This is a genomic window from Microbacterium sp. 69-7 (genome assembly GCF_001897985.1).
GTDB lineage: Bacteria > Actinomycetota > Actinomycetes > Actinomycetales > Microbacteriaceae > Microbacterium > Microbacterium laevaniformans.
Window position 1 is genome coordinate 1 of sequence record NZ_MKRU01000114.1, and the last position, 12,869, is coordinate 12,869.

At 71.8% G+C, this 12,869-nt stretch carries 11 protein-coding genes and 1 riboswitch; of the genes, 4 read left to right on the forward strand and 7 right to left on the reverse strand.

Annotation, left to right across the window (positions count from 1 at the left end; all coding sequences use genetic code 11):
* Window positions 1–5: 5 nt before the first annotated feature.
* From BGN98_RS14500 to BGN98_RS14510, 3 genes are all read right to left on the reverse strand, one after another.
* Window positions 6–1,757, reverse strand: a complete 1,752-nt coding sequence (locus BGN98_RS14500; protein ID WP_288121774.1) for a sigma-70 family RNA polymerase sigma factor — start codon at window positions 1,755–1,757, stop codon at window positions 6–8.
* A gap of 437 nt (window positions 1,758–2,194) precedes the next feature.
* On the reverse strand, window positions 2,195–3,331 hold the full coding sequence (nagA, locus tag BGN98_RS14505) for an N-acetylglucosamine-6-phosphate deacetylase (protein ID WP_288121775.1): 1,137 nt from the start codon (window positions 3,329–3,331) through the stop codon (window positions 2,195–2,197).
* Window positions 3,328–4,902 carry a beta-N-acetylhexosaminidase gene (locus tag BGN98_RS14510; RefSeq protein WP_288121776.1) on the reverse strand — a complete coding sequence of 525 codons (1,575 nt, stop codon included), beginning with the start codon at window positions 4,900–4,902 and terminating at the stop codon, window positions 3,328–3,330. The genes nagA and BGN98_RS14510 overlap by 4 nt, the downstream gene beginning before the upstream one ends.
* A 137-nt stretch (window positions 4,903–5,039) precedes the next feature.
* Window positions 5,040–5,123: riboswitch (ZMP/ZTP riboswitch) on the forward strand.
* A gap of 66 nt (window positions 5,124–5,189) precedes the next feature.
* Between BGN98_RS14510 and glyA the strand changes: the two genes are divergently transcribed.
* Window positions 5,190–6,464, forward strand: coding sequence for a serine hydroxymethyltransferase (gene glyA, locus BGN98_RS14515; RefSeq protein WP_288121777.1), 1,275 nt, complete (start codon window positions 5,190–5,192; stop codon window positions 6,462–6,464).
* A 146-nt stretch (window positions 6,465–6,610) separates the two neighbouring features.
* Window positions 6,611–7,495 (forward strand): bifunctional methylenetetrahydrofolate dehydrogenase/methenyltetrahydrofolate cyclohydrolase, encoded by an 885-nt coding sequence (locus tag BGN98_RS14520; protein WP_288121778.1) that lies wholly within the window; start codon window positions 6,611–6,613, stop codon window positions 7,493–7,495.
* A gap of 51 nt (window positions 7,496–7,546) precedes the next feature.
* Here the strand turns inward: BGN98_RS14520 and BGN98_RS14525 are convergent, their stop codons facing one another.
* A complete protein-coding gene (locus BGN98_RS14525) occupies window positions 7,547–8,416 on the reverse strand; it encodes a cytochrome c oxidase assembly protein (protein WP_353681717.1) in 870 nt (289 codons plus the stop codon).
* Between the two features lie 88 nt (window positions 8,417–8,504).
* On the opposite strand from BGN98_RS14525, the gene BGN98_RS14530 reads away from it, so the two are divergent.
* Both BGN98_RS14530 and BGN98_RS14535 read left to right on the forward strand, forming a co-directional pair.
* On the forward strand, window positions 8,505–9,443 hold the full coding sequence (locus tag BGN98_RS14530; RefSeq protein ID WP_288121779.1) for a DMT family transporter: 939 nt from the start codon (window positions 8,505–8,507) through the stop codon (window positions 9,441–9,443).
* Window positions 9,444–9,468: 25 nt separating this feature from the next.
* A complete protein-coding gene (locus BGN98_RS14535) occupies window positions 9,469–10,080 on the forward strand; it encodes a GntR family transcriptional regulator (protein WP_288121780.1) in 612 nt (203 codons plus the stop codon).
* A 109-nt stretch (window positions 10,081–10,189) separates the two neighbouring features.
* Here the strand turns inward: BGN98_RS14535 and BGN98_RS14540 are convergent, their stop codons facing one another.
* From BGN98_RS14540 to BGN98_RS14550, 3 genes are read right to left on the reverse strand one after another with little or no spacing between them, the layout of a single operon-like run.
* On the reverse strand, window positions 10,190–10,948 hold the full coding sequence (locus BGN98_RS14540; RefSeq protein ID WP_288121781.1) for an amino acid ABC transporter ATP-binding protein: 759 nt from the start codon (window positions 10,946–10,948) through the stop codon (window positions 10,190–10,192).
* A complete protein-coding gene (locus BGN98_RS14545) occupies window positions 10,945–11,790 on the reverse strand; it encodes an amino acid ABC transporter permease (RefSeq protein ID WP_288121782.1) in 846 nt (281 codons plus the stop codon). Before BGN98_RS14545 ends, BGN98_RS14540 begins: the two co-directional genes overlap by 4 nt.
* A gap of 22 nt (window positions 11,791–11,812) precedes the next feature.
* Complete coding sequence (locus tag BGN98_RS14550; protein WP_288121783.1) at window positions 11,813–12,676, reverse strand: ABC transporter substrate-binding protein; 864 nt, start codon at window positions 12,674–12,676, stop codon at window positions 11,813–11,815.
* Window positions 12,677–12,869: the final 193 nt, after the last annotated feature.

Sequence of the window (12,869 nt, forward strand, 5' to 3'; positions counted from 1 at the left end):
GGCCGTCAGCCGACGAGGAGCCAGATGTCGGTAACGGTGGCCGGGCCCACGGCGGCGCCTGCCATGTACGCAATCGAGATCTTCGTGAACCAGAAGTCGAGGACGGTGCCCTCGATCGTGCCCTCTGCCGTGCCTTCGGCGGACAGGGTGACCCGCGCTCGCTCAACGTCGCCGAACTTCACCGTCACCGTGCTGCCGGGTGCGCCGTTGATCGTCGTCGTTAGCGCGCCGAACAGGTCGTCGTCTGTCGAGATACTCGCCGGACCGAAGGCGGGTGAGCCCTCGGGAAGGACCGGTGTGGGTTCCGGAGTCGGTGTCGGTTCCGGGGTTGGTGTCGGCGTCGGCGTGGGTGTCGGTGTCGGAGTGGGCGTCGGCGTCGGAGTCGGAGTCGGTGACGGGGTGGGCGTCGGCGTCGGAACGGGCGTCGGCTGCGGCGCCGGCATCGGCGGCAGGACCGGAAGGCGCGTCGGCGCGGGCTGCGGCTTCGCATCAGGCGTCGCCGTCGCCGACGGCAGGGGTACCGCGGTCGGGGCCGCAGAGGGCACCGTGCTCGGCGAGGGCGTGCTCGCGGGAGGCGCGGCGACCGCATCGCCCCCGCCGTTCGCGGAGCCGCCCCCCTCGGCACCCGACCCGTCCGTCGGCGCGGACGCGCTGCTGGCGATCACCTGAGGCACGACGATCACTGCCGCCACCGCCGCCCCTGCCACCAGTGCGACGGCCGCGACCAGACCGACGACGGCCCCCGCGCCGGCGAGCGCGCCGCCGCCCGCGGCGGATCCGGCAGCCCCGGCCGCGCCGCCGGCTCCCGCGGAACCGCCGCCCGCCGAGCCTCCGGCTCCCGCGGAACTGCCCGCGCCGGCCCCGCCGGCACCGCTTGCCGACCCGACCACCGGTGCGGAGCCTGCCCCGACCGTCACCGCGCCTGGCATGGTCCCCGACGCGCCCGCCGCCAGCGCGATCAAGGGAGCCGCGCCGCCCTGGAGGGTGGCGAGGTAGGCCGTGGCAGCGCCCGCACCGATCGTCAACGGCAGCAGCACCAGGGCAAGACGGTGCGAGACCTCGGTGGCCTCGGCGGCCACGATCGTGCATCGCGCACAATCGGCGAGGTGCGCCTCGAGCTTCTTGTGGTCGCGGGTCCCCAGGTTGTCACGGGCGTAGGCGCCGAGCCGTTCGATGGTCCACTGACAGTCCGACCCGTCGGCCACCGTCTGCAGGTGCGCCTGGATCCACGCTTCACGCAGGCCTTCGCGCGCACGGAAGGCCAGCTGGGCCACCGCGGTCGACTTCATCCCCAGCAGGGGAGCGATCTCCGCCGGCTTCATCTGCTCGATCTCGGTGTACCAGAGCACCTCCTGCCACCGGGTCGGCAGGCTCCGGAACGCACGGTGCGTGAGGCTCCGATCGAGCGCCTCGTCGGTCGCGTGCGCGTCGGCATCCGGATCGGCAAGCGCCTCGAGCTCGTCGATGGCCGTCTCACGACGGGCGCGGCCCCACCCGGCGGCCGTATTGCGGATACTCGTGAACAGGTACGCGCGGAAAGAGCCGGTCGGGCCCCCGCCCTTCGCGATCGCCTGGTAGATGCGCGCGTACGCCTCCTGGACGAGGTCTTCGGCATCGAAGGTCGAGGTGATCGACGAGGCGACGGTCAGCCCCGACCGGTAGTGGCGGCGCCACAGCTCGGCGAACGCCTGACGGTCTCCGGCGCGCGTGCGCAGCACGAGGTCGGCATCGGGGCGCGGCTGATCGGGCGTGTCCATGACGAGAGAGTCCTGTCCGAGTGGGCGTCGTTCGTTGTCATCCAAGAGACGGCCACGGCGGCGGATTATGACGCGGGTCGCGCCATCGGTTCCTATTTTCACAGGTCCGGCGGGGGAGCGGCCGGTGGCGGGGGAACGATCTGAGCGCCGTCGGAAAAGATCGAGAAAAATCCACAACCCGCGTCATGGATCGTGCGGTGCGCGCTCTCTTGGGGTGAAGGGCTTCCCGTCGCGTGCTCTCCAGGGGGATTCGGGAGCAGCGCCGACGGGAACGGCCAGGGGAACGGAGCGATCCGTGGCCAGGACCGGAAGCGCGGAATCTCGGGGGAGGATCTGCGCGGTACCGGTGGACGGGGTAGAGCGGGGCGGACGGCGCGGGGGCGCCCTCCGCCCCGCTTCTGTCATCCGGTCCTGGTCGCCGTCGGGCGCGGGTGCCGTCAGATGCGGATGCCGTCGACCCACACCGTCCGCACCCGGAGGTGCTCGTCGAGCAGCACGACGTCAGCGACGCGATCGCTCTCGAGAGAGCCGTAGCGATCCTCGAGGCCGACGGCCCGCGCCGGAACGCGGGTCAGCGCGTCGACGGCGCTGGTCAGCGCGATGCCGTGGCCGACGGCGAGCCGCAGGGCAGCGTCCTGGGTGAGCGTCGAACCGGCGATGGCGCCGCCGTCATCGAGCCGCGCCGTGCCGCCGGTGACCGTCACGGCGAGCCCGCCGAGCTCGTAGTGCCCGTCGGCGGCGCCGGCGGCCGCCATCGCGTCGGTGATGAGCGCGACCCGACCCGGCGCCTGCGTGAACGCCAGCGCGACGACGTCCGGATGCACGTGCACCCCGTCGGCGATGATCTCCAGCGTCACCCGCTCGTCGCGCAGCGCGGCCACCACCGGCCCGGGTTCGCGGTGGTGGATGCCGGGCATGGCGTTGAACGCGTGCGTGAGGATCGTCGCGCCGGCGTCGAAGGCGGCGAAGGCGTCGTCCTCGGTGGCGTTCGTGTGGCCGACCGCCACCGCGACACCCGCGGCGCCGAACTGCGACACCGCCGCCAGCGCGCCCGGCAGCTCGGGCGCGAGGGTGACCTGCCGCACGGTGCCGCGCCCGGCGTCGAGCAGCCGTCCCACGGCCGCGGCATCGGGCGGGCGCAGCAGGCTGAGGGTGTGGGCGCCTTTGTGGCCGGGATCGAGGAACGGCCCTTCGAGGTGGGAGCCGAGGATCGTCGCGTCGCGCTCGACGAGATCGGCGATGACGGCGACGCGCGCGGCGAGATCATCGAGCGATGCCGTGACGAGCGACAGCACCGCGCGGGTCGTTCCGTGCGCACGGTGCACGGCCCGCGCCGTGGCGATGGCCTCGGCGCCGTCATCGAACGAGGCGCCCCCGCCGCCGTGGCCGTGGATGTCGATGAACCCGGGAGCGAGCACCCCTCCCGCGGCGTCGATCACCTGGGCCGCCCCCAGGGTGCGCCACGTCGTGCCCGTGCCGCGGCCGTCGATGACCCCGTCGGTGAAGGCGATCCAGGCGTCGGGGGTGAGTGTTCCGGCGGTGACCAGTTGCGCCGAGTGGATGACGGTGGTCATGTGTTGTCCCCTTGCACGGTGATCGGCTCCGCGGGTGTCCAATCGATCTCGGACAGCGCGGTGAAGCGGATGCCGAGTGCCGACCACAGCGGCCCGAGCCCGCCCACGCGCGTCCGGAAGGACTCCCATGTTCGCAGAGGGAGGGTTCCCAGCGCCGGGGACCACGCCGCTTCGGCGGCGGCGGCGACGCGCGGGAAGGCGAGGGCGTCGATGTCGGCGGACGTGCGGGCGGTCTCGCTCCACAGCGGCGCCTCCACGCCGAGAATCTGCGCCTGATCGATGCCGTCGATGACGGCAGTCGGCTCCCACTCGTAGGAGCGGCGGGCATTGGTCACTCCACGCGCCCACGTCAGCCCGAGTGGCGAGTCGGGGTCGAACTTCATATCGAGGTAGATCGCGTCGGCGGGTGAGAGGATGACGCGCCCGCCGCGGCGGACGAAGCCCCTGGTCTTCTCGTCCATGCCGTCGGTCGGCGACACGAAACCCCAGTACTGCCCGATGGTTCCCTCCGCGAGGCCGCCGCAGACGCCGGCCTCGTGCCAGGCGATGGCGGTCTTGCCGGTCTCGGCCACCAGCCGCGAGACGCGTGCGATGTAGCGGTCGTAATCCTCGGCATCCGTCCCCAGCGCCTCGTCGCCGCCGATGTGCAGGTACGGACCGGGAGTGAGAGCCGCCAGCTCGGTGAGGACGTCGGCGAGGAAGGCGTACGTCGCCTCGTCGCGGATCCGCAGCGACGAGAAGCCCACGCCGATGCCTTCGTAGGCGACGCCGCCGAGCGGGAGGGCGCTGCCGTCCTCTTCCGACTGCCGCCGCAGCTGCGCGCTCACCACCGGCGGTGCGCACAGCTCGGGGTAGGCGAGGGAGATGGCGTGGGTGTGACTGGGACCGTCGATCTCGGGCACGACGATCATGTGGTGGCGGCCGGCGTACGCGACGATGGCGCGGTAGTCGTCGTGGGTGTAGAAGCCGCCGCCGTCCGCGCCGACCGAGCTCGACGCGGACTTCTCCGTGAGCCGGGGGCGGGAGTGCATCTGGATGCGCCATCCCTGGTCGTCGGTCAGGTGCAGGTGCAGGGCGTTGAACTTCAAGCCGGCGGCGCGGTCGACGTAGCCGCACACCGTCGCGACATCGAGGAAGTGACGGGCGACGTCGAGCATGACGCCGCGATACGCGAAGCGGGGGGCGTCCTCGATCTCCATCGCCGGAACGCCCCAGCCCGAGGCGTCCGCCGTGGTCGCCTGCGCGAGCGTCTGCACGCCGTAGAAGAGGCCCGCCGCATCGGCGCCGGCCACGTGCACGGCGCCGGCGTCGCTGCGCAGCCGGTACGACTCGGCGGGCCCGTCGTGCTCGAGGCTCAATCGGAGGTGTGGCTCCTGGCCGTTCGCGGGCGTCGGAGCGGCGAGGCGGATGCCGGTGCGCGCCGCGATCAGCCGGCGGAGCTCCGCGGCGGCGTCGGCGACTCCCGCGGCATCCGTCGTCATCACGAGTGCGACGTCGCTCGCGAGGAGGAAGGGGCTGCCCTCGTCGAGGGTCAGCCGCGCGGGTGCGGGGACGAGGCAGGGCTGCGACACGGTGTCTCCATTCTGCGTGGCGGCCGGGGATCGGGGCCAGCGGCAGCGGCCCGAGCCTGCGGAGGTGATGTAAGGAGTCCTAACAAATCCGATAACGCCAGCCTAGCCGTGTGCCGGCGGCGTCGCATCCGATATGCTCGCACTGTCGCGACTGGCGTTGAGGTGGGTCACCATCGGGGAGCGGCGAACACGGCAATCGACCGCACGCCTGGGCCGGCCTTCGTTTGATACACCGGCGTGCGCCCGGCGCACACCGGCATCCACCCGACGAATGGCAGGAGACCGTCATGACCGATCCGTACTTCAACGCCCCGCTCGCCGAGGTCGACCCCGAGATCGCGCAGGTGCTCGAGCGCGAGCTCGAGCGTCAGCGCGGCTACCTCGAGATGATCGCCTCGGAGAACTTCGTTCCCGTCTCGGTGCTGCAGTCGCAGGGCTCCGTGCTGACGAACAAGTATGCCGAGGGCTACCCCGGCCGCCGCTACTACGGCGGCTGCGAAGAGGTGGACGTCGCCGAGGAGCTCGCCATCCAGCGCGCCAAGGCGCTGTTCGGCGCCGAGTTCGCGAACGTCCAGCCACACTCGGGAGCCTCCGCCAACGCCGCGGTGCTCCACGCCATCGCTCGCCCCGGCGACACCCTGCTGGGTCTCTCGCTCGATCACGGCGGGCACCTCACGCACGGCATGAAGATCAACTTCTCCGGCCGGCTCTACAACATCGTCGCCTATGGCGTCGACCCCGAGACCTCGACGATCGACATGGACGAGGTCGAGCGCCTCGCCGTCGAGCACCAGCCGAAGGTCATCATCGCCGGCTGGTCGGCTTACCCGCGTCAGCTCGACTTCGCGCGCTTCCGCGCCATCGCCGACAAGGTGGGCGCGCTGCTGTGGGTCGACATGGCGCACTTCGCCGGCCTCGTCGCGGCGGGCCTGCACCCCTCCCCGGTGCCGCACGCGCACGTCGTGAGCTCCACGGTGCACAAGACGATCGGCGGCCCGCGCTCGGGCTTCATCCTGACCAACGACGCCGACCTCGCGAAGAAGCTCAACTCGGCCGTCTTCCCGGGCCAGCAGGGCGGTCCGCTCATGCACGTGATCGCCGCGAAGGCGACCGCGTTCAAGCTCGCCGCGACCCCGGAGTTCACGGAGCGCCAGGAGCGCGTCGTGCGCGGTGCGGCGATCCTCGCCGAGCGCCTCTCGCAGCAGGACGTGAAGGATGCCGGGATCTCCGTCCGCTCCGGCGGTACCGACGTGCACCTCGTGCTCGTCGACCTCCGCGACGCCGCGATCGACGGCAAGCAGGCCGAAGACCTGCTGCACGAGATCCACATCACCGTCAATCGCAACGCGGTGCCCAACGACCCGCGTCCGCCCATGGTGACCTCGGGCCTGCGCATCGGCACCCCGGCGCTCGCGACCCGCGGCTTCGGCGACGCGGAGTTCACCGAGGTCGCCGACATCATCGCGCTGGCGCTGCTGCCGGACGCCGACGTCGAGTCGCTGCGCACGCGCGTGGCCGCCCTGACCGCCGCCTTCCCGCTGTACCCCGGCCTCACGCAGTAACCCGCCCGCGGCATTCCCCGCCCGCGCGGGTGCGCCGCGGCATCCACGGTCCGCGAGACACCGCCTGCGCACCGAGACACGCGCCGTTGACGCGTGTCTCGGTGCGGGAACCGTGTCTCGCGGGGAGAACACGGAGGAGACAACGCATGACTGCACACAAGCTCGACGGCCGCGCGACGGCCGCGGCCATCAAGGCGGAGCTCGCCGAACGCGTCGCGAAGCTGAAGGCCGCGGGGGTCACCCCCGGCATCGCGACCGTGCAGGTGGGTGCCGACCCGGCATCCCAGCTGTACGTCGGGATGAAGCATCGCGAGTCCGAGGCGATCGGCATGAACTCGATCCAGGTCGAGCTGCCGGCCGACGCCACACAGGCCGACGTCGAAGCCGCGATCGATCGCCTCAACGCCGACCCGACCTGCCACGGCTACATCGTGCAGCTCCCGCTGCCGCGGCACATCGACACCGATCGCATCCTCGAGCGGATCGACCCCGCGAAGGATGCCGACGGCCTGCACCCGACCAACCTCGGCAAGCTCGTGCTGAACGTCAACGACGAGATCACCTCGCCGCTGCCGTGCACGCCGCGCGCCGTGATCGAGCTGCTGGAGCGCAACGGCTTCGCCCTCGCCGGCACGCACGTCGTGGTCGTCGGCCGCGGGGTCACCATCGGCCGCTCGATCGGTCTGCTGCTGACCCGTCGCGCGGTCAACGCGACGGTCACCCTCACCCACACCGGCACGCGCGACCTGCCATCGTACCTGCGCCAGGCCGACGTGATCGTCGGCGCCGCGGGCGTCAAGCACCTCGTGCGCCCGGAGGACGTGAAGCCCGGCGCCGCCGTGCTCGACGTCGGCGTGACCCGCGAGAGCGACCCCGAGACCGGCAAGGCGAAGGTCTACGGCGACATCGCCCCGGGCGTCGAGGACGTCGCGGGCTGGCTGTCGCCGAACCCCGGCGGCGTCGGGCCGATGACCGTCGCCCTGCTCATGACCAACGTCGTCGAGGCGGCCGAGCGCAGCATTCGGGCCTGATCGCCGGCGGCGCGCGGATGCCGCGGCATCCGTCCCCGCACAGCGGGAGCGTCAGCCGCGCGATCCGCGCAGGTGCTCCTGGACGAGCGCGTCGTGCTCTTCGTCGGTGAGGGCGTCGTAGCCCGCGGCCTCGACGCGGTCGCGGCGTCCCCACCGCACCAGCAGGATGATCAGGATCGGCACGTCGGCGACTTCGGCGATGAACCAGAGCAGATCGCCGGCGAGGTGCTGATCGTGCAGCGGATTCGGCCACCACGCCGCACCCGCGGCGGCTGCCACGCCGTCGACGACCGTGTCGTTCAGGCGCAGCAGGATGCCGGGGATCGAGTCGATGACGAGTTCCACGAAGGCCAGCAGGAACTCGACCGCGAGGAACGTGCTGGTGTGGATGCCGGTGAGTGCCATCAGGGGCACCACGAGCAGCAGCCCGACCACGAGCGAGACGAGCCCGAGCGCCTCGCTGATCACGGGCGAGGTGCGGAGAACTCCCGCGAGCGGCGTGAGGAACACGCAGAAGATCGCCGCCACGAAGATCGCGGCGAACATCGCGTTGCCGAGAACCCGGAACACGCGACCGTCGAGCACGGCGTCCAGGCGCTGGCGACCGGCATCCGACAGGCCCGCGCGGAGCAGGTCGAGGGGGCGTCCGAGGCAGATGAACCCCGGAACGGCCATCAGCAGCAGCGCGATGCGGGCGACGAACGCCCAGCGGAGCTCGGCCGACCACGTGCCGAGGAAGCCGAGTTCCACCACGGCGTACGAGCCGAGCCCGAGGGCGAAGAAGAGCACCGTGCGGTGGGGCGGCCAGGAGGTGCCGCGTCGCCGTGCGCGTCGCACCCCGAGGGCGTAGAGAAGCGCCGCGCCGGCCAGGACCGCGATCGTGACGGGGTCGGCGCGCCAGGTCGTGAGCAGGGCATCGATGGGAGGCGTGGGCCCAGCTTACGGCGGGCGGCTATGCGTGCGCGGTGAATCAGCATCGCCACCAGCAGGATTGTGTAACAATGTTCCGGTGAGTCGGTCCCTGTCCGTCGTCGCCGTCCTCGTCGCGGCGCTGTGCTTCGCCACGACGGGAACGTCGCGGGCGCTCGCCGGCGTGGATGCCGACGCCCTCTCGATCGGCGCGGCGCGCGTGCTCATCGGCGGCGCGCTGTTGGGCGTGATCGCGCTCGTTTCGCGGGCGCGGCGCACAGCGTCGCCGGCGGCGGTCGACAGCCTCCCGGTCCGACGGGGGGTCCCTGCGCTCGTCATCGTGTTCGTCGGAGCCGCCGGGGTGCTGGCGTACCAGCCGACGTTCTTCTCGGGAACCGGGCTCAACGGCGTCGCCGTCGGCACGGTCGTGGCGCTCGGTTCGGCGCCCATCGTCACCGGCGTGCTCGACAGCGTGCTGCGCCGCCGCCGCCCGAGCCTTCGCTGGAGTGTCGCGACAGCCGTCGCGATCGTCGGTATGGTGCTGGTGTCGGGCGTGTTCGGCGACGGTTCCGCCGCACCGACCAGCCTCCTCGGCGTCGCCGCCTCCGTGGGCGCCGGCGCGTCGTACGCGCTCTACGCGATCGCGAGCAAGATGCTGCTCGAGCGCGGCTGGACGGCGCCGGCGGCGATGGGCGCCGTGTTCGGGACCGCCGCGGTGCTGAGCGTTCCCGTGCTCGTGTCGACCTCGACCGCGTGGCTGGGCACCGCGAACGGCCTCGCGCTCGCCCTCTGGCTCGGCGTCGTCACCGTCACGATCGCCTATCTCCTGTTCGGTGCGGGCCTGCGCGGCCTGAGCCCGGCGACCGTGTCGACCCTCACGCTCGCCGAGCCGCTCGCCGCGACGGTGCTCGGCCTCGTTGTGCTGCACGAGCAGCTCTCCGCCGTCTCGGTGGCAGGGCTCATCGTCATCGCTGCCGGGCTCGTCCTGGTCGCCGCCCCCGCCCGTCCCCGGAGCGCCGGTGTCTCCGCGCCGGCGTGAGGGCGCGCCGCGGCCGACGGTCGACGTGCGCGTGGCCGATGCGCTGCGCGGCGAGATCCTCAGCGGCGCGCTGGCGCCGGGCGCGCCGCTGCGCGAAGAGGAGATCGCCCGCGCGCACGACGTGTCGCGGCATACCGTGCGTGCGGCCCTGGCCGCGCTCGGGGCGGAACGCCTCGTCCAGCTCGTCCCCTACGCCGGCGCCCGGGTCTCGGCGCTCGACGACGACGATCTGCGGGCGCTCCAGCAGCTGCGGGCCGCGCTGGAGACCGAGGCCGTACGCCTCATCGCCGAGGCGCAGGGCGTCGCGTGGTCGGCCGCGACGCGCGCGACGATCGAGGCGGCGATCAGCGACCTCGCGGATGCCGAGGCCCGCGCCGACTGGCCCGCGACGATCCGCGCGCATGCCGCGGTCCACCGCGCGATCGTCGATGCCGCCGACAGCCCTCGTCTCGCGGAGGCCCACGCCGGCCTCGAGTCGGAGGTGCTGCTCCTGCTGACGCACGTGCGTCCCCACTACGCGCCGGGTGCGCTCGCCGCCGAGCACCGCGCCTACCTCGACGCGCTGCCCCGCGACGGGGGAGCGGCCGTCCGCGCGCATCTCGACCACTCGACGCAGCTCATCCGCGCCGCGCGCTGACCGGCACGCGCGGACGTCATCCGCAGAAAGTAACGAACTCCGCATGATTTCGCGGCATCCGTGCGGAGTTCGCGCGATTCTGCGGAGTTCGTGCGCCGCGCGCTGACCCTCAGCCGGAGAAGCGCGAGAGGAACGCCTGCGTGCGCGGATGCTGCGGCGCGGCGAACACGGATGCCGCGGTGCCTTCCTCGACGATGACGCCTTCGTCGAGGAAGACGACCCGGTCGGCCACGTCACGGGCGAAGGCCATCTCGTGCGTCGCCATCAGGATCGTCGTGCCGTCCGCGGCGAGGGCGCGCACGAGTTCCAGCACCTCGCCGACGAGCTCGGGGTCCAGCGCTGAGGTGATCTCATCAAGCAGCAGCACTTCGGGATCGGTCGCGATGGCCCGCACGATCGCCGCGCGCTGCTGCTGGCCGCCGGAGAGGCGGTCGGGGTGGGCCGTCGCGAACTCCGCGAGGCCCACGCGTGCCAGCAGATCGTGGGCGCGCTCCTCGGCCCGTGCCCGCGGCATCCGGTGCACGACCCGCGAGGCGAGCGTGACGTTGTCGAGCACCGACAGGTGGGGGAACAGGTTGTAGCTCTGGAAGACGGCGCCCAGGCGTGCGCGCACGCGGTTGCCGTCGACGCGGGGGTCGGAGATGTCGAGCTCGCCCAGCCAGATGCGCCCGTCGTCGATGGGTTCCAGGAGCCCGAGGCAGCGCAGCAGCGTCGACTTTCCCGATCCGGACGAGCCGATCAGGGCCACCACCTCGTGGGCGGCCAACGAGACCGAGACGCCGCGCAGAACGTCGCGCTCGCCGAACGATTTCCAGAGGTCGTCGGCGCGCAGGACGGGGGCGCCGGATGCCGCGACGTGCCCGCTCACAGGATCGATCCCTGCTGCTCGCGCTCGCGCAGCCGCGCGGTGTACCAGTCGGTGACGCGGATCGTCGGGATGGCCAGCAGGATGAACAGGATGCCGGCGACGACATAGGGCGTGAAGTTGTAGCTCAACGACGCCGAGGAGCGGGCGGCGGCGATGGCGTCGATCGCGCCCAGGATCGAGATCAGTCCCACGTCCTTCTGCATCGAGATGAAGTCGTTCATCAGCGGCGGCGTCACCTTGCGGACGGCCTGTGGCAGCACGACCCGGCGGAGGGTCTGCACGTAGCCGAGGCCGAGGGCACGCGCCGCCAGTCGCTGCGAGGGATGCACCGCCTCGATGCCGGCGCGCAGCACCTCTGCCACGTATGACGAATACGTCAGCGTGACCGCCACGACGCCGAGCACCACGACCGGGATCCGCGTGTTCATGATCGTCGGCACGCCGAAGCCGATCAGGTAGAGCACGATGATGAACGGCAGACCGCGGAAGAGGTCGGTGTAGGCCGCCGCGAGCACGCGCAGTGGAAAGAACACCGGCCCGCGCACGGTGCGCAGCACCGCGATCAGGAGCGCGACGGCCGACACGGTGACGAGTGAGATGCCCAGCACCTGCAGATTGATGAGGAAGCCGTCCCAGATCTTCGGCAGCGACTGCAGGGCGATCTGCGGGTCGAAGAACGCCTGCTGCACGCTCGCCCACCCGGGCGTGTTGATGACGCTCGCCCAGACGATCGCCGCGAACACGAGGCTCGAGGCGATCGCGACGAGCACCGAGCGCCGCTGCCGCCCGCGGCGGAACGCACGCCGCTCGAGCTCGAGCGCGCTGGGGGAGTGAATGGTCACGGACCGACGTTACCCGAGCGGGTCACTTCAGCTGCGGCACGCCTTCGGTCAGCACCGACAGCCACTGCTTCTTCAGCTCGTCGAGGGTGCCGTTGTTGAGAAGGGTGTCGACCGCGGCGCTCACCTTCGCGGTCAGCGGCGAGTTCTTCGCGAGCAGCAGTCCCCACTGGTCGGGGATGCCGGCGGCGGGCAGTTCGCCGACCACGAACGAGTTGTCGATGTAGGGCGCGTTGACCGCGACGTACGCGGTGGGCGTGTCGAGCACGATCGCGTCGATCTGGCCGGTCTTGAGCGCGGCGACGGCGTCTTCGTTGGAGTTGTAGAGCGACGGCGCGGTGGTCGGGGCGATCGCCTTCTCCAAGGTGGCGGCGCTCGTCGAGCCGGTCATCGCGCCGATCGCGAGGGGCTTCAGCCCCGCGATGTCGGTGACGCCCTGGACTCTTCCGCCCTTGATCGCGACGACCGACTGGCTCGCCTCGTAGTAGGGCGTCGAGAAGTCGACGGCCTGCTTGCGCTCGTCGGTGATCGTGTACTGCTGGATGTTGATGTCGAAGTTCTTCGGTCCCGGCGCGATGGCCGACTCGAAGGAGGTGCGCACCCAGACGACGTCGTCCTTCGCGAACCCGAGCTGATCGGCCACGGCATAGGCGACCGCTGCTTCGAAGCCCTTTCCGGATGCCGGGTCGTCGCCGTACACGTAGGGCTCGGACGCCGTCTCACCCGTGGCGAAGGTGAGTTTTCCGGGGGTGATGTAGCCGGCATCCGTGTTCGCGGAGTCGGACGCGGCACCTCCCGGGCTCGAGGTCCCTCCGGCGCAGCCGGCGAGGGCGAGGGCGAGGGCGGCCGCGGTGGCGGCGAGGGCGGTGCGCAGGATGGGACGCGGCATGGAGACCTCCGGGTGGGATGAGCGGCGCGCCGAATGCTGTGTGCGGATGCCGCGACATCCATCTTCGCCGCTGGCGCGGTGCCGGGCGTCGCCGGGCGACGCTTTGTTACAGGGTCTTCATCCGTGCCGTCCGCGGCGGGGAGGGCGCTTCGCCCGTCGACGGGTGGTCGGCGCGGCGGGATGAGGCGGCATC